This is a genomic window from Paenibacillus qinlingensis (assembly GCF_031455095.1).
In the GTDB taxonomy this organism is placed as follows: Bacteria; Bacillota; Bacilli; order Paenibacillales; family NBRC-103111; genus Paenibacillus_E; species Paenibacillus_E qinlingensis_A.
Genome location: NZ_JAVDSB010000025.1, coordinates 51,950 through 68,786, shown reverse-complemented (window position 1 = coordinate 68,786; position 16,837 = coordinate 51,950). Strand labels below are relative to the sequence as shown.

Below are 16,837 nucleotides of genomic sequence, written 5' to 3'. Positions count from 1 at the left end.
ACTCGACTGTGCTTACTCACTCGTTGTTCAGTTTTCAAAGATCAATTTCTTTCGCTCACTGCCGTGTTACCGAAGCAGCGAGAAGTAATATACCACAGATCGTTTCTCAATTGCAAGCACTTTTTTTCTTGTCAATTTAAGTCGGTGTCTGTCGGAAAGTCATCTTACCATACCTCATTGTTGGAAAGCAAGTCCACTTTCATTTCGTCCGTGGTTGTTTGCTTCAGAACAACGAGGACTAATGTACCATGCCTAGAAATCAATTACAACCCCTTTGGAAAAGTTCCACTATTGCCATTCTTTCGAATTGTGCCTACAAGTAGGCAACGAAAAAAAGGATGCCTCGACAGCACCCTCTTCGCAGTTTAATATTCCATTGTGATAATCGGTGTCCCTACCGTCAATCGCCAGAGGCCAGAAGTTGTATCTAGATGAAGCGCGATTTGGACATTCACCTTTTGATCACCGCTTCGTATGGAAGTTTCGAAATCAGAAGAGGCCAACGATAAACTGAAAGTTGTTGTATCTTCATAACTCTCCACGACATATCCTTTATATGAACGAACGAGGTCCGTTAAGAATTCCTTTGGGCTATTCTCCAAAACAAGGTCCTGAACCGCATTCCCTTGGATCATTACGTTCCAGTTGCCTTGAATACCTTGGTTGATCAGCAGTGTAGTCATTTTTTCCTGCCATTTCAGCAGTTGGTCCTGTTCAACGCTTCCCAAAGCATCTAATCGTATGACCGCATAACAGGCTGACTGACCCACTGGACTTGCAACCGTTAAAGTCATAACCGCGCCAGCAGCTACTTCAGATTTTACAGTATAAATACCCTGCACATTAGAACTCTGTTCATTATCCTTAGTTCTGAACCCTAGCTCTTGCGACAAACTCTGGCCAGCTGCGATAACTCTAGCATTCACACCGCTACATGCTCCAAAGTAACCTGTATATTTGAAAGTGATCTTTTGATTGGTCTGCATAACTGGCTTAGCCACACTTAGTAATAGCTGCGCATCTTGTTCTGCCTCGGCATCTACATGACGAACCCATCCGAAGAATAAGCCAAGTAGGATAATGCCAATCACCGTTTGTGTCCATCGCTTCGACATGAAAAAAGCACCTCTTCACTAGAATCTATGACTCTAGTAAAAAGGATGCCCGTATCTAGCAAATGTTAAACCTATCCACGCGTCGATTGAAAGAATTCAATGCGCTCGCCATCCAATCCATTAAAGAAGAAATACCTAGAACCATTCGGGAGCGTTGTAATTTCCGTATCCAGTTGCTCAATCGCCAAACCTTGGATTCTTACGAATTCAGTTTCAATGTCATCTACCGTAAAAGCCAAGTGATGCACTTTACCTTCCTGAGGCAAGTTCGCATTATATCCTTCAATCAATTCGACTTCCGTTTCATTCTCAACCTCAAAGCCCAGAAAGCCTAGACGAATAACGCCATTCGTATGAATCAACGTACCTTTGTGCTTAAGTCCGATCACATTTTCATAAAATGTAATAGAAGCTTCTAAGTTTGCTACCATGACGCCAACATGTTCCAATTTCTTAACAGCCAAATGTATCTACCTCCTCATTCTAATACCCTTAATATTAGCTAAAAATAATAAAAAGGGCTAGACCGCGGATCAGGTCATGAGTAGGGTCTCCATCTCCCCGTTGAGCGAGAAGAGCGTTACCTCTTTATTCGTTGTATGCACCAAGCCTAGGTTATCAAATACTTCCTTTACCTGCACATTATTTAAATGCTTTGTTATCGTTTCAATAGCCTGAGATGAATACTCTTGGTACATGGATTCGTAAAATATCAGAACTTCTTTTTCCCCTATGACTACTTTCGTGTGCAGCATGCGCAACACCCCCGATTCAGATAGCATTATTGTATCGCCTTGAAGCTAAGAAAGTATCAGGACTTCTTTAGGTTTATGTTAGGTTTGTAGATTTCGCCAAAATGAAAGTGTCCGTGTATAATGAAGTCGAAAGTGAAGATGGGAGGGTCAAGAATGAGGTTGTTAAAGCTGCTGCAAATCTATGAGGTGGATGGGATTACCCCCAAGCATCGGTCAGATCGATTCGATTTCGATGAGATTCAAGGGCAAACATTTCTTGAAGTGAACCCGACCGAGGTAGGATGTCCAATGACGTTATCTGGGGTTAGACAACATACACCATTCAAAACAACTCGTGTTCAAGCGATTGATCAAGACGGTCTGGATTTCCGTGTCCTGACGCGCAATACGATTTACCATTTTGAAGTTCATACAGAACGAAATGTCCAATGACACAAAAGACCTTTGACATCTTCCTCCTGGAAGGTAATCAAAGGTCTTTTATGTTTTATTGGCTCAGCCAAACCTGCATAAGCGAGAAAAGCTGATTAACATGCAGCGGCTTACTGATATAGTCCGAGGCACCTGCCTGCAAGCAGATATCCCTATCTTGCTTCATCGCTTTGGCGGTAAGCGCAATAATCGGAACATCTGCGTATCGACTATTTTTTCTAATAAGACGCATCGCTTCATAGCCATCCATGACTGGCATCATGATATCCATGAGAATAAGCTCTATCCCATCATCTTTTGCCAATAGATCTAAGCATTCTTGCCCGTTCTGAGCGACACTCACGATGATACCCTCTTGCTCAAAAGCATTACATAACGCGAATACGTTACGAACATCATCATCCACAACAAGCACTTTTCTATCTTTAAAATGATGGCTATAACCATTCTCCTGCTCAGCGGTTTTCTTGCTTACTTCGCGAAGGAAGTATTCATTATCGGCGTTTGTTGATGCGGCTGCCACTTCCTTGTGCACCGTATTACTCACTCCCATTAGATGCGGCAGTGATGGAACATATAAAGTAAACGTACTTCCTTTGCCCTCCTCACTCTGCATATGGATACTGCCACCTAGAAGTCGAGCTAGCTCACGACTAATCGATAAGCCAAGCCCAGTCCCTCCATACTTCCGATTGGTCGTACCATCCGCTTGCCGGAAAGGCTCGAAAATGACTTCTTGCTTGTCCTGTGGTATACCTATACCCGTATCCTTAACCGTAACAGCCATAACTTGCATATGGGCAGCCGAAGGCAACAACTCTGCAATTTGATCAGCCTTGCACATGCGGAATTCTACTTGCACAGCACCTTGATGCGTAAATTTGAACGCGTTTGAGAGTAAATTTTTGATAATTTGACTAAGCCTCTGTTCATCCGTATAGAAAACTGCCGGCACTTGAGCATCCATGTCGATCTCAAAATTAAGCTTTCGCTGCTCAGCCACCTTCTCAAACTGACTTTGCAATAGTTCGGGAAGCCACTCTGTGTGCAGTTCCCCTATATGAATATCCAACTTACCCGCTTCAACTTTGGACACATCCAAAACATCATTAATAAGGAGCAATAAATCATTCCCTGAAGAGTGAATCACACGCGCATATTCTTGCTCATCCTGTGTTAAGGTTCGATGACTATTCTCCATTAGCATTTGAGAAAGAATCAGTATGCTATTTAGCGGCGTTCGCAGCTCATGCGACATGTTCGCCAAGAACTCTGATTTGTACCGCGAGCTCACCTCTAATTGAATGGCGTGTTCTTCAAAGGAAACTTTCATATGTTCCAGCTCCCTTGACCTTTCATCCGCATAGCGATTTCTTTCTTCTAGTTGTTCATTGGTCATATGCAATTCTTCTTGTTGAATTTGAAGTTCCTCTGTCATCGCTTGGTACTCTCTTAGCAGACGTTCAACCTCAACACGTGTTTGTACGCTATTTACAATCGTTCCAAGCACTTCTAGAATATCATCCAATAGACTCAGTTGGAGCGATGAAAACTTATCAAACGAAGCCAGCTCCATGATGGCAATGACTTCTTGATTATGAATTATCGGAACGATGAGCACACTTTGTGCACCGGCTGACCCCAGTCCCGATTTTAAAGAGATATAAGATTCAGGCACATGGGTAAGATGTACAATTCGTTTATCAATCACACATTGACCAAGCAAGCCCTCTCCGATTTGAAAATAAGGCTTTCCAGCCTCCGCATTCTCTCCCATCGCGGCATACGTCGCCAACCTCATCATGCAATCCTTAGATTCATGCACGTTTCTTATGTAAAAAACACCGAAAGAAGCATCAAACAATTCCGCCGCTTTGCGTATAAAGATAGTCCCTAACGTTTCCAAATTGGAAATGCCTTGCAGCATATGCACCACTTCCGTCAGCTTCCGCTGCTGCCACTCGATTTCTTCTTGACTCTCCAACAAAATATTCGTTGCATCAGCCAAATCCTTCACTTCATCATTCATCGTGACATGGATGCGCTTCGAACGATCCCGCTTCATCGAGCTCAGCTTGATGATACTCTTGGTAACCTGCTTAATGGTCCCCACAATCGATCTCGAAATAAGAAGTGCTGCAATCAATGAAAAGAGGAGCACCACACCCAGCATGGCAAATAAGGAGTGGGTCAACATTTCGTTTTGAGCATCCAGATGGGCTGCTCTCTCCTTCACATACCCCATTTCCAAGCTGCGAAAGCGACTCAATTGCGAGCGAATATCTAGGATATTTTGGTGTGTAATAAAAAAGCTGAAATTAAAATAACTTTCATTCTCGAGACCAGTTCTCATTGTCGGCATGGTTCCACCCGTCTGTACAAGCCAACTCTCGATAGATTCTTTAAGCGCGAGCAGATTTCTTTCTTGTACAGGGTTATCGGTCGTTAATTCTTTCAATTGATTAAAAGAATCCCTCCACTTGGTCTGTCCGCTCGTATACGGTTCTAAATATTTGACTTCCCCCGTGAGTAAATAGCCCCTCTGCCCGTTTTCCATATCCATGACGTATTTCTCTAGAAGATTCGACTCCCTATTGACGGCAAAATCATGTTCGATCACATAATTGCGGTCTCTCTGCATGGCGGCTAACTGATAATTAACAAGTACAAATGAAAGGGTTAAGCAGAAAATGATGAATGCATATCCAATCATAATTTTGGCACGAATACCGAATCTCATTTTCTTCATCCTGCTGCCGTCCCCTCTATTGATAAACGCCTAGTATCTGTATCATATACCAAATAAACGCTATCAGGGTATGCAAACTTTTTACTTTACTACTTTACCAAGTTAATGTAGTATTTAAGTAAAGCATTTACTAAAAAGGAGTGTTGTACATGGAAGGTCCAGGAGTTCAAAACATCAATCCCCGCAGTATTTTATCACGCATGAAGCCCTATACCCCCGGCAAACCCATTTGGGAGGTTCAACGCGAATTCGGGCTCACATCGGTTACCAAATTGGCCTCCAATGAAAATCCATTAGGCCCGTCCCCCCTTGCACTTGAAGCAATTCAAGCTTACATATCTGAAATTCATCGCTATCCCGATGCAGAGACAGTCAACCTTAGAGAAGCGATTGCAGAGAAACGGGGATTTTCCCCTGACCAAGTCCTGGTTACTAATGGCGGTGACGAGCTGATTACGCTTCTCTCTGAAACTTACTTAGAACCTGGGGACGAGGTCATCGTGCCATCTCCGACGTTCAGCGAATACGAATTCGGAGCCAACTTACTTGGAGCCCGTATCGTTAACGTTCCTCTTGGGGAGAACTTCCGCTACGAAGTTGAAACGATCTTGGAGGCAGTAACGGCACGTACGAAGATGCTCTATATTTGTTCACCTAACAATCCGACGGGCACTTATATAACCAAAACAGACTTGCACCGACTTGTGAAGAGTCTCCCCTCTCACGTGCTTGTGATCTTCGATGGTGCGTATAGCCATTTCGTCACAGCTGATGATTATTGTGATGGTCTTGCCTTAGTAAGAGAAGGCTATCCTGTAGTTGTCCTGCAAACTTTTTCAAAAATCTACGGATTGGCGGGTATTCGCGTGGGTTATGGCATCGCAGATGCTGGGATTTTGCAAAAGATTCGTCAAGTGAAAGAGCCTTTCAACGTAAACACACTCGCCCAGGTCGGCGCTGCTGCTGCTATCCAGGATGATCAACATCTCGAGGCAACACGCGCTAATAATACGAAGGTGAAAGAAGAGCTTTACGCCGGGCTGAGCGCTTTAGCGTTTCCTTTTACGCCAAGTATGAGTAATTTCGTACTCGTCGATTTGGGCGCAGAAGCCAAAACCATCTATGATATTTTGATGCGTCGCGGGGTTATTGTTCGATATGGCGGCGGCTGGAATCTTCCGAATCATGTGCGGATTTCGATTGGTACTTCCGAGGAAAATGCCGTGCTTATCCAGGCTTTGAAGGAAATTGTCGCTGTAAAGGCGTAGATCTCGTTTATAAAAACATCCCCCTTAGCTTATGGGATCGTATTTGTTTGGGCTCTATCAACTATGGTACAATCCTATTAATTATAGTCTCATGGGGGTACATCATGCTAAAAGAATTCAAAGATTTTGCATTCAAAGGGAACATGCTCGACCTCGCAGTCGGGGTTATTATCGGAGGGGCTTTCGGTAAAGTCATTACGTCCATTGTAAATGATTTGGTTATGCCACTTGTTGGTTTGCTCATTGGTAAAGTGAATTTCAATAATTTGTATGTTGCCTTAGATGGGAAACATTACGACACATTTGATCAAGCCTCTAAGGCTACCGCCGTCTTTAGATACGGACAATTCCTATCCACTTTCTTGGATTTCTTAATCGTTGCATTCGTCATTTTCATGGTTGTTCGTCAAATTGGCAAGTTCCGCAAGAAGGAAGCGCCGAAGGAAAAAGCCGTTACAACCAAAGATTGCCCGCATTGCTTATCTGAAATTCCCGCGCAAGCATCACGTTGTAAATTCTGTACTTCGGAGCTTTCGTCCGGTGGTACAGTTAGCGGCAGCATTCAATAGATCGGTATAGCAAAGAGCCCGTGTCGGATTACGACACGGGCTCTTTGCTGCGTAGATCAGCGATCTCGCCTTGTTCGAATGCGTTTGCTTGCAGCAGGCGTAGCAGCTGCTTAGCCGCATCTTCGGGTGAGCTCAGCTCACCCTGCTCTTTGAGCTGGACGAACCGGCTCACCTGCGGGAAGTCCTTTTCGGATGCAGCGCGAATCTCCCGCTGCATCTCGGTGTCCACCACGCCCGGTGCTACGGAACAGATCAGCACCGGGTGAGGCTCTTGCAGCTGCTCGATGCCGACGCAGCGCGTCAGCATGTCCAGCCCGGCTTTGGCGGTGCAATACGCCCCCCAGCCGGGGTAGGGCTTGCGCCCCGCGCCCGAGGAGATGCCGACGACCCGCTTCAAGATCGGCCACGCCTGCGTAAGCCGAATGAAGCTGTTCGTCAGCACCGCGGGTGCGACGAGATTGACCTGCAGGCTACGCTGCAGGTCGTCAGGGGCTGCTCGGCCGATCGACGTCATCGGCTCGAGCATGCCCGCGTTGTTGATGAGCGTGATGGAGGCCACGCCATCCAGCCCCAAGAGGATTCGCTCCATGAGCGAATCTAGGCCTTCCGTTTGCGCCAAGTCGTAAGCGTGGAAGGTCAGCTGACCTCCCACGCGCAGCGCCTCTTGGCGCAAGGTCTCGTTCTCGCTGCGGGAAATATAGTGGACCGCAGCTCCTTGTCCCAGCAGCTGCCAGATGATGGCAGCGCCCAGCCCTTTGGAACCGCCAGTTATGAGATAAGTATCCATAGATGTCTTCCATTCTTTTTGAGATTAGCGATACGCGCAGATGTTCCGTTAACTACCCACGCATCTCCACTATGGAGCCAACGTAACTTGAACTGACTTATAATTCGTGAAATCCCCTTTACCGACAAACACAGCAAAAGGCTGAATACCCTGTGGTCTCTCCACGCCAAGCGTCGTAGTAGCTGTACCCAAGATACTGCCTTTTTCGTCATAAAAGGTAACAACGATCGGCGCATTTGCAGGTAATGCATTCTCGACCACACTGCCTAAAAGACCTCTAACAATTGTGTATTCCCCGCTGCGCAGCACATCAACGAGACCGAAACTAACCTTATGGGAAGCATCCTGTATGAACGCTGGCACGGAATACCCCGGCATACGTGTAGGTGAAGGCGTTTTGCTTTCTAGGGTAACCATCGTATAACTCGAAATATCCGTTAAACTTTTTGTTTCAAACGAGATGATTTGCTCCTTCAGTGTCGGGATTTGATTAACCACATAAGGGACTTTCTCCAGCAGCTGTCCCTTATCGTTCCAGAATGCCAGATTACCTGCTGCATCTATTCGCGTTGAATTGCCCCCTGGGTTCATGGACTGATAGGCACTAAGTAATTTGTAATCCCAGGCATCGTGGCCAATAAAGAGTTGTCCCTTAATAATGGAATGGGCCCCCTCCTTCTCAACCGCTATGTGCCCTGCACGCATGTCAGGATTATTAATATCCCTAATCGTAAAACCGTCATCCACCACAATGGTTTGTGAAGTCTCGTCGTAAACTACTGTGTTCCCCGTATTTTCTGCTATAAAGCGTACAGGAACATAAACATGTCCCTCATAGTTCAATGTTTCGTAACCTTCTGTGCTTTTCTCTTCACCATTAATGATGAACTTCGCTGGAAAAAGATAAGTCTGCACCATATCCGATGCATACACACCCGTAGCCGCAGTCAATCCAATCCCACAGACTAGACCCAAAATAAACTTCCTCATTTCAACACTCCCAGTCTTTATGTTAACTCACAGACTTCCATTATGAGACCTTCACATCGTCCGCCTCCAACCGCAAGAATTTGAGAAGTTTCCCTTATTTTAACATAACATACACCTTCTTAAGCACAAAAAAAATCTGCTGCTCATCGCAACAGATCCCCATCCACTGTTAATTAATTATGATATACACCCAAACTGCTAAGCTCATCTTCCATCTCTTGTCTAAATAGCACTTTATCGTGTTCTTCCATAAAGGCGGCTTCCACACCGTTCATGATCAACTTCACTAGTTCTGGTGTTGTAAAAGCGAATCGATCGGCAATCGCGCGATACTCTTTCGTAATGTTCGTACCAGACACACTAGGATTATCCGTATTAATCGTTATAATCAGTCCTTGATCCAAGTATTCACGGATCGGGTAAGCCTCCCACGAAGCCACAGCTTTCGTTTGGATATTGGAGATTGGGCACATTTCCAGTGGGATACGGCGATCTTTGATCATTCCTAGAATCTCTGCATTCTCACGAAGTCTTACCCCATGCCCAATGCGCGCAGCCCCCAAATGTGTAACCGCATTGTAAACGTTAACTGCACCTGCAGCTTCACCTGCATGAATGGTAACAGGAATGCCTAATGTATGTGATCTAGCAAACACTTCTCGGAAAAACTCAGGTGGATAATTCGCCTCATCCCCCGCTAAATCAACGGCAACGACTCCCTTGCCTAAGAATTTAGCCGCTGCTTCAATTACTTCCAAATTATCTGCACACGTGTGATTTCGCATACAAATGGCAATTACACCGAATCTCGTTCCAAACTCGCGCCCTGCGCGCTTCAACCCTTGCGTCACATAGTGAAACGTATCTTCGAGCGTTAACCCCATGTTGCGATGCAGCTGCGGAGCAAAACGCACCTCCACATACCGACAGTTGTGCTCCACGCATTGTTCGACCACTTCATAAGCAACACGCTCTAAGGCTGCGCCTGTTTGTAGAAAACGTGTTGTAAAATCGAATTTACCTAAGTATTCAATCAAACTTCCACAAGTGTCCGTCACTCGCATATGTGGAATTAGCCCATCGGTATCGTAAACAGGGAGTGATATACCTTGTTCGAGAGCGAGTTCCAAAATCGTCTCGGGCTTCACACTGCCATCCAAGTGTAAATGAAGATCCACCTTTGGTAATCTAGCTAACAAATCCTGTGTTCGCATGTGAGTGTGAGCCATCTCTCATCTCTCCCTTTGCCTCTCAATGGCGCTAGTGCGCTTGAGAAGAATTTTTATTACTTTAAACGAATGTGAGTATTATGTCAATATATATAACAATAATTCGTTTTATTTAGATTTATTTAGTATATGCGTTATGTTACCTGACATTTACAATGGAGCAGCAAAAAATAAAAAAATCCACAACAGGCTATGAAGCCCATTGTGGATCTTTATCTCAGACTTCTTAGGAAGTCCTCGTTCGAACTAATAAATATAGAAAGTACGGCGCCCCGATAACCGCGGCTACAATCCCTGTGGGAACCTCGGTGGGTTGAAACATCCCCCGCGCTAGCGTGTCCGCGACGATTAGTATCAACCCGCCAGTAAGCGCTGAAGCTGGAAGCAAGTATTGATGCCTAGGACCAACTAGCCTTCTTGCTAAATGGGGACCAATCAAACCTACGAAACCAATCCCGCCACCGACAGCGACGCAAGCACCGGCAAGCGCAACAGCTGCAGCAAGCAACCCAAGCCGTTCCCGTTCCATCCTTATCCCCAATCCGATGGACGTCATTTCCCCTAGATTCAACACATTCAGTACATTCGCTTTGAACATGACATAAGGAATAAGGATGACGATCCAGGGCAATAAGGCGAGAACGAACTTCCAATTTGTTCCCCAGATACTACCCGCTAACCAAACCTGAACGAACTGAAAATCAGTTGGATCCAAGCGAATGGATAATACCATCATCAGAGCAGCAATCCCCGCAGAAACCGCGATTCCCACAAGGAGAAGACGAGATGACGAGATGCCTTTGCCTTTGACATAGGAGAGGGTATAAATGAGCAGCGCGGCCAAGCCCGCACCGAGCATAGCAATCATCGGCATGAAGAACAATGGACTCGCCGCATTATTTTTATAAAAGGAGACGACTAGAATAATCGCTAGCCCTGCCCCCGCATTAATGCCCAGTATCCCTGGGTCAGCCAGCATATTTCGCGAAATCCCTTGTAGGATGGCTCCAGAAACAGCTAAGCCTGCTCCAACCAAGATTGAGATCACAATACGCGGAAGCCGAAAATCAAAGAGGATAAGTCCCTGCTTTGCCGTCCCGCCCCCGAACAATGTTCGCAACACCTCAAGCGGACTCAAACGAATGACGCCTGTATTCATGCTTATAATAAAAACGATAATAATGAGTACGGTTAAAATCGACATGACCGTGATGGCTTTTGACAATCTCGGTTTCTTCATACTTTCCTGCTTCAAGGTTGTCATACTTAGTCCCTCCCCTTTTTACGTGCAAGATAGAGGAAGAAAGGTACACCAATCAGCGCAATAATCGCACCTATCGGCGTCTCAAAAGGAGGATTCACCATACGAGCTCCGATATCCGCAGCCACGACCAACAAAGCGCCTAATACGGCTGACGTCGGGATAATCCAACGATAATCAACACCTACGAGATAGCGAACAACATGTGGAATAATAAGGCCAATGAATCCAATTGCTCCTACTGCTGCCACAGACGCACCAGCAAGGACCAGAACTAGCACGAATGCGGCTAGCTTAACGTATCCTATCCGTAATCCGAGGCCTATGGCAACATCTTCCCCCATGCTTAACAGCGTAATCCAGGGTGAGACGAGAAGCGCCCCTAGTAAAGCAACGACAATCCATGGTGCCATGATGTCAACTTGTAACCACTTCGTACCTGCAATCCCTCCTGCAAACCAAAAAGCGAGATCCTGTCCAATATGATAGGAGATCGCAATCCCTTCACTGAGTGCCAGCAGTAAAGCGCTAACAGCTGACCCCGCTAGGACGATTCGAACCGGTGTTACGCCTCCCTTAGCCAACGCGCTAATCCCATATACCAGCGCGGTCCCTACCGCTGCACCTAGAAAGGAAAATAAAATAACATAGTGAAACGGCAGCTTCGGAAAAAAGGCAAAACACAGGGCAAGCATAAAGCCTGCACCTGCGTTAATACCAAGAATACCCGGGTCCGATAATGGATTGCGTGTTACACCTTGCATAATCGCACCTGCTACAGCAAACGCAGACCCAACCAGGGCTCCAGCGATTGCTCGCGGAAGTCTAAGTTGTTGGATAATCAAATGCTGTGTATTATCCGCATTAAAATGGAAGATCGCTCGCCATACTTCACCGAAAGTGATATCAGCTGCACCTACTGAAATGGAGGTGATTAAACTGATCACTAGCAAGGCTAATCCACCTATCATAATGACTGTCGCAGCAAGAGGACGCGATTTCAATGAGGGTTTAGCTGAGGGAACTTGGCTTTTTGAACCCATCATACACAGCCCCCAATTTACTTAATGACTTTAACCATATCGTCCATTACGCGCTCGCCAGCGATTACACCGTTGTACAACCAGCTGCTTGTCTTGTCCATTTCAAACACTTTACCTGATTTCACAGCAGGAACGTTCTTCCAAAGCGGGTCTTCCAGGTTCCCTGCTTGACCTTTATCGCTGTTAACCAAGAAAATGTAATCGGCATCTAATTGAGCAAGCTTTTCTAGTGAAATTGGTACCCAATTCGCTTTAGCATCCGGTAGTACAGCCAAAATATTAGGCAGTTTCAAACCAAGATCGCCGTAAGCAACCGCGCCGCTGGCAACTTTACCATTAACGACATAAAAGTTTTTATTCGTTACCCAGAGAATGGCAACCTTTTTATCGCCAAGTACTGGAGCAAGTTTTGCTTTTGTATCTGTTACTTTTTGATCATATTTTTTTAGAGCTGCGTTCGCCGCATCTGTCTTATTAAGAATTTCGCCCATTTTCAAAAGCGTCTTACGGAAGTCCGCAATTACTTCGCTGCCAAGAACGAATGTCGGTACAACTTTGGAGTATTGCTCATATAGACCTTTTTCAACCGCTGACTCACTGCCAACGATCATGAAATCTGGGGTAGCTTTCAAGATGGATTCCACAGGAAGATTGGAAGGAATCATAGGAACACCAGCTAGCTGTGTTTGCAAATAATCTTGCACACTTGTTTCTTTAACAGACCATTGAACAATTGGTTTAATACCCAATGCAAGAAGCGGATCTTCTAGATAGGAAGCAATAACGGCTTTCGGATTAGCCGGTACTTTCACGTCATGACCCATGCCATCTTTCATAACTTTATCAACAGCTGGAGCCGGTGTTGCTGTCGCCGCTGCCGTAGCTGCTGGAGCAGTTGAAGTTGCTGGTGTTGTTGTGCTTGCTGCATCTTTATTACTTCCACAAGCCGTTACTAGTAGTGCTGCCATACACACGGAAAGCACAGTGAATGAAACTTTAGTTGTTTTGGTTTGGTTAAAACGAAGCACGGGAAACCCTCCTGATTATCTCTTGACTATGATATTGATTCTCACCCCATAATAATGAAAATGATTCTCAATGTCAATGCATTAGAGGCTCCAGTAGATATATTCTAATTTTCTGCTAATTTCTTATCTATGACCTTCAATGCCTCTCTGACGCTTAGCGGTGATAACGCCGTGCTTGCAACAAAAGATTGTACGGCTGCAGCATCGGTTTTGGAGTACTCGCGCAGCGCCCAGCCTATCGCTTTGCGGATGAAGAACTCCTTCGAGTCCGCCATTACGCTGATGCAATGAAATAGCAACGGGACATCCGTCTTCTTTTTATACTTCAACTGAAAAAGAATAGCCGTTCGCTGCAGCCACATGTTATTGGAAGCTAACCATTTCTCTACATAACTTGGAATTAAGTCTGGGAATCGCTGCAGATGATAACCGATCAAGTGATCAGCAATCGTGTCAACTGAATCCCACCAGGAATTCGTCACGACAAATTGTTCCAGCGCTTGAATATGCTCGGCAGGGACGGTTTTTCTCACTTGGATAAGCATTAGCAAAGCCGTGTAGTGAAACTCACGCTCGGGCAATCGCCACAGTTCCTGTGCGACGCGAACAGCCTCCTCCCCTTTCGGAAAACCATGTTCCTTGGTGAATTGCTTAGTCAACGCAACACGTTCCGGATTACGAATGCCTAGAAAAGGAAAATGATTCTTCATATAAGCTTCCATGCTCGGGGCATTTTCCGTGTTCGCATGGGTTCTAAGCCATTTTTCAAGTTCATTCATATAAGCTGATGTCATCGTAAAAGAACCTCCTTGTAGCTAATTCCTATGCGCTTATTGTAGCAATTCGCTAGCAATTCGGGTATGCTATTAGCAGAATTTTAATAGAGAAGACGAATAGGATTGGTGAGAAACATGACGTATAAATTAGTTGCTGCTGACTTAGATGATACGCTGCTGCGTGATGATTTGACGATTTCCCAAGAGACGGTTGAGGCTATGCATCAAGCTGTTGCCAAAGGGGTCTTGGTCACCATTGCCACGGGAAGAAGCTTCCCTTCCGCTGCCAAAATTGCCAATCGCATTGGACTCAATGTACCCATTATTACGTATCAAGGCGCTTTGATCAAAAATTTATTAGACGAAAAAGTGCTCTATGAGCGCACAGTTCCTGTAGAGAGCGCCCGCTTCCTGCTCGATTATTGCGAGAAAAACAACTACCATCTCCAGCTTTACCATGGGGACGAGCTTTATGCAGCAGAAGATAACGATAAGATTAAAAACTATGTAAGCTTGTCCAAAACGCCTTATATCATTGGGGATTTGCGCCAGTGGATTGATATTCCGCAGCCTAAGATGCTGATTGTGGATAAACCAGAAGTTTGCGATCAAATCCGTGAAGAGCTTCTCCCTCTGCTCGGTGATCAATTGCATATTACGAAGTCCAAGCCTCACTATCTGGAGTTCATGCATAAGGAAGGTACCAAAGGGCATGCGATCACGTTCCTTGCAGAGCATATCGGTTGTTCTTTAGATGAAGTCATTGCCCTCGGCGATGCTTGGAATGATCGGGAAATGCTTGAAGTCGCGGGCCTTGGCGTTGCGATGGAGAATGCCTTGCCTGAGCTTAAAGCGTTGGCCAACTTCGTGACGAAGAGTAATAATGAGGACGGCGTGAGGCATGTGCTGGAGAAGTTTGTTCTGGCAGAGTAAGTGATGGAACGTGCTAAAGAGGAGCTACGCGTTTGTGCGCGTAGCTCCTTTGTTAGCTTCGCTGGAACTGGCCGATAATCCGATTTTGCCGAACTAAATTTAGATTTTCCCTCGATAGCCAGCCGATAGTCCGATTCTGCCAAACTATTTGTCTGTTTTCGTTGCGTGCTGCCTAGTTTAGGTGATTTAGTTAGGCTAATTCGGACTATTTGAGATTTATCAGCGTAGAGACTGAAAATAGTTCGGTAAATTCGAATAAAAAAACCTCCAGTACGGTCCTGAAGGTCTACGCTTTCATGAGTTTATAATTCCATCGTCATAAATGAACTTAGCGGATCATTCGTGTAATTCGCGAACGGTCCGCAATAGGTGAATCCAAAATTCTCATATAACTTTCTTGCAGGTTCGAATGCTTCCATTGAGCCTGTTTCCAAGCTAATTCGCGTATAGCCGCGATGCTTTGCTTCATTAATAACGTGGGCCAGAATTTGCTTAGCGACTCCTTTTCTGTGATGTGCGGATGATGTTCGCATTGATTTTAACTCACCATGCTGATGATCTAGCTCTTTAAGCGCTCCGCATCCAACTAATTCCCCTTGCTCCCATCCACTCCAAAATGTCACATCTGGTTTTCTTAAACCATCCACATTCAGCGCGTGTGTACTCTCAGGCGGGGATAAGGATTGCATATGTAGAAGGTGCTCCATAATGAGCGCTCTTACTTCAGGACCAGATAAATCATCTACTTTTATCTCCACTTTCGCCACTCCTCTATCACTAATTTTTATTAGCTAGAATACAACATGACAACGGTCAATTCAACCTTTATTAGCGAACCGCACAACGTGGAGTGTAAGTTTCGTGCACGATGACAATACATCTAAGGGTACTGGACAGTACGGTTGCTGGTGTGAGAACATGAGTTAAAAGCATTTTTGTAAGCGCTATCTATTCATTCGAACCAAAAACACTCTATATTTCAAAAAGGAGCGTGAATCCTATGTTCGACGGAGCCTTACTCCAGGATAAAGTGGTTCTCATTACAGGCGGCGGCACGGGGCTCGGCCGTGCGATGGGCGAAAAGTTTTTGTCGCTCGGTGCGAAGCTGGCTATCACGAGTCGACGGGAAGACGTGTTAGCCCAGACAGCGGCTGAACTGCGAGTGCATGGCGGGGATGTCTTCTACCATCCCTGCGATGTGCGTGATCCGCAGCAGGTCGATGCGATGATCACGGCTGTGGAGCAGCACTTCGGTCACATCGATGTGCTGGTGAACAATGCAGCGGGCAACTTTGCCAGCCCGACCGAGCACTTATCACCGCGAGCAGTCGATGCGGTGCTGAACATTGTGCTCCACGGGACGTTCTACACCACGTTGGAGTTGGGTAAGCGGTGGATCGAGCAAGGCGTAGGAGGTACGATGCTGAACATCGTGACCTCCTACGCCTCCACGGGATCCGCCTTTGTTGTGCCTTCCGCCGCAGCGAAAGCCGGCGTGCTTGCCCTCACCCGCTCACTCGCCGTAGAGTGGGCGCGGTATGGGATCCGGCAAGTCGCGATCGCGCCGGGTCTGTTCCCGACCGACGGCGCGTGGAGCCGATTGGCTCCCACGCCCGAGCTGTCGCAGAAGCTCCTGAACCGTGTCCCGCTGGGACGGGTCGGGGAAAAAGATGAGCTGGCGAACCTCGCCGCTTATCTGATTTCGGACTTCGCCGGGTATATTAACGGCGAAGTGATTACGATTGACGGCGGCGAGTGGCTGCAAGGCGCCGGGCAGTTCAACGACCTGCTCGAGGTGACCGATGAGCAGTGGGTTTCGATTGCGGAGATGTCCCGCAAGGGGAAATCGTAGCGCTAAATAGACCTGCCCAGTTGCTTAAACTGGGCAGATCTATTTTAAAC

The 16,837-nt window shown here is 46.1% G+C and carries 17 protein-coding genes; 5 read left to right on the top strand and 12 right to left on the bottom strand.

Annotated elements, in window-relative coordinates; genetic code table 11:
• Positions 1-365 precede the first annotated feature (365 nt).
• The 3 genes from J2736_RS32035 to J2736_RS32025 form a co-directional block, all read right to left on the bottom strand.
• On the bottom strand, positions 366-1,115 hold the full coding sequence (locus tag J2736_RS32035) for a YwmB family TATA-box binding protein (RefSeq protein ID WP_310502609.1): 750 nt from the start codon (positions 1,113-1,115) through the stop codon (positions 366-368).
• A gap of 71 nt (positions 1,116-1,186) precedes the next feature.
• Entirely contained in the window at positions 1,187-1,579 is a 393-nt protein-coding gene (locus J2736_RS32030; RefSeq protein ID WP_310502608.1) for a VOC family protein, read from the bottom strand.
• A 69-nt stretch (positions 1,580-1,648) separates the two neighbouring features.
• A complete protein-coding gene (locus tag J2736_RS32025; protein ID WP_310502607.1) occupies positions 1,649-1,870 on the bottom strand; it encodes a hypothetical protein in 222 nt (73 codons plus the stop codon).
• Positions 1,871-2,023: 153 nt separating this feature from the next.
• Here J2736_RS32025 and J2736_RS32020 point away from each other — a divergent pair, with 153 nt between their 5' ends.
• The gene (locus tag J2736_RS32020; RefSeq protein WP_310502606.1) at positions 2,024-2,302 is read left to right on the top strand and encodes a hypothetical protein; all 279 of its coding nucleotides are present in this window, start codon (positions 2,024-2,026) and stop codon (positions 2,300-2,302) included.
• A gap of 55 nt (positions 2,303-2,357) precedes the next feature.
• On the opposite strand, the gene J2736_RS32015 is transcribed toward J2736_RS32020, so the two are convergent.
• Entirely contained in the window at positions 2,358-5,051 is a 2,694-nt protein-coding gene (locus J2736_RS32015; protein WP_310502605.1) for an ATP-binding protein, read from the bottom strand.
• 149 nt (positions 5,052-5,200) lie between these two features.
• Between J2736_RS32015 and hisC the strand changes: the two genes are divergently transcribed.
• Positions 5,201-6,319, top strand: coding sequence for a histidinol-phosphate transaminase (gene hisC, locus J2736_RS32010; RefSeq protein ID WP_310502604.1), 1,119 nt, complete (start codon positions 5,201-5,203; stop codon positions 6,317-6,319).
• Positions 6,320-6,423: 104 nt separating this feature from the next.
• Positions 6,424-6,888, top strand: coding sequence for a large conductance mechanosensitive channel protein MscL (gene mscL, locus J2736_RS32005; protein ID WP_310502603.1), 465 nt, complete (start codon positions 6,424-6,426; stop codon positions 6,886-6,888).
• A 28-nt stretch (positions 6,889-6,916) separates the two neighbouring features.
• On the opposite strand, the gene J2736_RS32000 is transcribed toward mscL, so the two are convergent.
• From J2736_RS32000 to J2736_RS31970, 7 genes are all read right to left on the bottom strand, one after another.
• Positions 6,917-7,675, bottom strand: coding sequence for a (S)-benzoin forming benzil reductase (locus tag J2736_RS32000; protein ID WP_310502602.1), 759 nt, complete (start codon positions 7,673-7,675; stop codon positions 6,917-6,919).
• A 69-nt stretch (positions 7,676-7,744) separates the two neighbouring features.
• Positions 7,745-8,665 carry a stalk domain-containing protein gene (locus J2736_RS31995; protein ID WP_310502601.1) on the bottom strand — a complete coding sequence of 307 codons (921 nt, stop codon included), beginning with the start codon at positions 8,663-8,665 and terminating at the stop codon, positions 7,745-7,747.
• Between the two features lie 173 nt (positions 8,666-8,838).
• The gene (add, locus tag J2736_RS31990; RefSeq protein ID WP_310502600.1) at positions 8,839-9,879 is read right to left on the bottom strand and encodes an adenosine deaminase; all 1,041 of its coding nucleotides are present in this window, start codon (positions 9,877-9,879) and stop codon (positions 8,839-8,841) included.
• A gap of 241 nt (positions 9,880-10,120) precedes the next feature.
• On the bottom strand, positions 10,121-11,158 hold the full coding sequence (locus J2736_RS31985; RefSeq protein WP_310502599.1) for a FecCD family ABC transporter permease: 1,038 nt from the start codon (positions 11,156-11,158) through the stop codon (positions 10,121-10,123).
• A gap of 2 nt (positions 11,159-11,160) precedes the next feature.
• Complete coding sequence (locus J2736_RS31980; protein ID WP_397342103.1) at positions 11,161-12,198, bottom strand: FecCD family ABC transporter permease; 1,038 nt, start codon at positions 12,196-12,198, stop codon at positions 11,161-11,163.
• A gap of 17 nt (positions 12,199-12,215) precedes the next feature.
• Complete coding sequence (locus J2736_RS31975) at positions 12,216-13,226, bottom strand: ABC transporter substrate-binding protein (RefSeq protein ID WP_310502597.1); 1,011 nt, start codon at positions 13,224-13,226, stop codon at positions 12,216-12,218.
• Between the two features lie 104 nt (positions 13,227-13,330).
• Complete coding sequence (locus J2736_RS31970; protein ID WP_310502596.1) at positions 13,331-14,020, bottom strand: DNA alkylation repair protein; 690 nt, start codon at positions 14,018-14,020, stop codon at positions 13,331-13,333.
• Between the two features lie 117 nt (positions 14,021-14,137).
• On the opposite strand from J2736_RS31970, the gene J2736_RS31965 reads away from it, so the two are divergent.
• Positions 14,138-14,935, top strand: coding sequence for a Cof-type HAD-IIB family hydrolase (locus tag J2736_RS31965; RefSeq protein WP_310502595.1), 798 nt, complete (start codon positions 14,138-14,140; stop codon positions 14,933-14,935).
• 302 nt (positions 14,936-15,237) lie between these two features.
• Here the strand turns inward: J2736_RS31965 and J2736_RS31960 are convergent, their stop codons facing one another.
• On the bottom strand, positions 15,238-15,693 hold the full coding sequence (locus J2736_RS31960; protein WP_310502594.1) for a GNAT family N-acetyltransferase: 456 nt from the start codon (positions 15,691-15,693) through the stop codon (positions 15,238-15,240).
• Positions 15,694-15,935: 242 nt separating this feature from the next.
• Between J2736_RS31960 and J2736_RS31955 the strand changes: the two genes are divergently transcribed.
• Positions 15,936-16,787, top strand: a complete 852-nt coding sequence (locus tag J2736_RS31955; protein WP_310502593.1) for an SDR family oxidoreductase — start codon at positions 15,936-15,938, stop codon at positions 16,785-16,787.
• Positions 16,788-16,837 lie beyond the last annotated feature (50 nt).

Bases quoted from the DNA above. Each gene is read 5' to 3' on its own strand.
- J2736_RS32035 (WP_310502609.1), bottom strand. From the start codon at position 1,115: ATGTCGAAGCGATGGACACAAACGGTGATTGGCATTATCCTACTTGGC.
- J2736_RS32025 (WP_310502607.1), bottom strand. From the start codon at position 1,870: ATGCTGCACACGAAAGTAGTCATAGGGGAAAAAGAAGTTCTGATATTT.
- J2736_RS32020 (WP_310502606.1), top strand. From the start codon at position 2,024: ATGAGGTTGTTAAAGCTGCTGCAAATCTATGAGGTGGATGGGATTACC.
- J2736_RS32015 (WP_310502605.1), bottom strand. From the start codon at position 5,051: ATGAAGAAAATGAGATTCGGTATTCGTGCCAAAATTATGATTGGATAT.
- hisC (WP_310502604.1), top strand. From the start codon at position 5,201: ATGGAAGGTCCAGGAGTTCAAAACATCAATCCCCGCAGTATTTTATCA.
- mscL (WP_310502603.1), top strand. From the start codon at position 6,424: ATGCTAAAAGAATTCAAAGATTTTGCATTCAAAGGGAACATGCTCGAC.
- J2736_RS32000 (WP_310502602.1), bottom strand. From the start codon at position 7,675: ATGGATACTTATCTCATAACTGGCGGTTCCAAAGGGCTGGGCGCTGCC.
- J2736_RS31995 (WP_310502601.1), bottom strand. From the start codon at position 8,665: ATGAGGAAGTTTATTTTGGGTCTAGTCTGTGGGATTGGATTGACTGCG.
- add (WP_310502600.1), bottom strand. From the start codon at position 9,879: ATGCGAACACAGGATTTGTTAGCTAGATTACCAAAGGTGGATCTTCAT.
- J2736_RS31985 (WP_310502599.1), bottom strand. From the start codon at position 11,158: ATGACAACCTTGAAGCAGGAAAGTATGAAGAAACCGAGATTGTCAAAA.
- J2736_RS31980 (WP_397342103.1), bottom strand. From the start codon at position 12,198: ATGGGTTCAAAAAGCCAAGTTCCCTCAGCTAAACCCTCATTGAAATCG.
- J2736_RS31970 (WP_310502596.1), bottom strand. From the start codon at position 14,020: ATGACATCAGCTTATATGAATGAACTTGAAAAATGGCTTAGAACCCAT.
- J2736_RS31965 (WP_310502595.1), top strand. From the start codon at position 14,138: ATGACGTATAAATTAGTTGCTGCTGACTTAGATGATACGCTGCTGCGT.
- J2736_RS31955 (WP_310502593.1), top strand. From the start codon at position 15,936: ATGTTCGACGGAGCCTTACTCCAGGATAAAGTGGTTCTCATTACAGGC.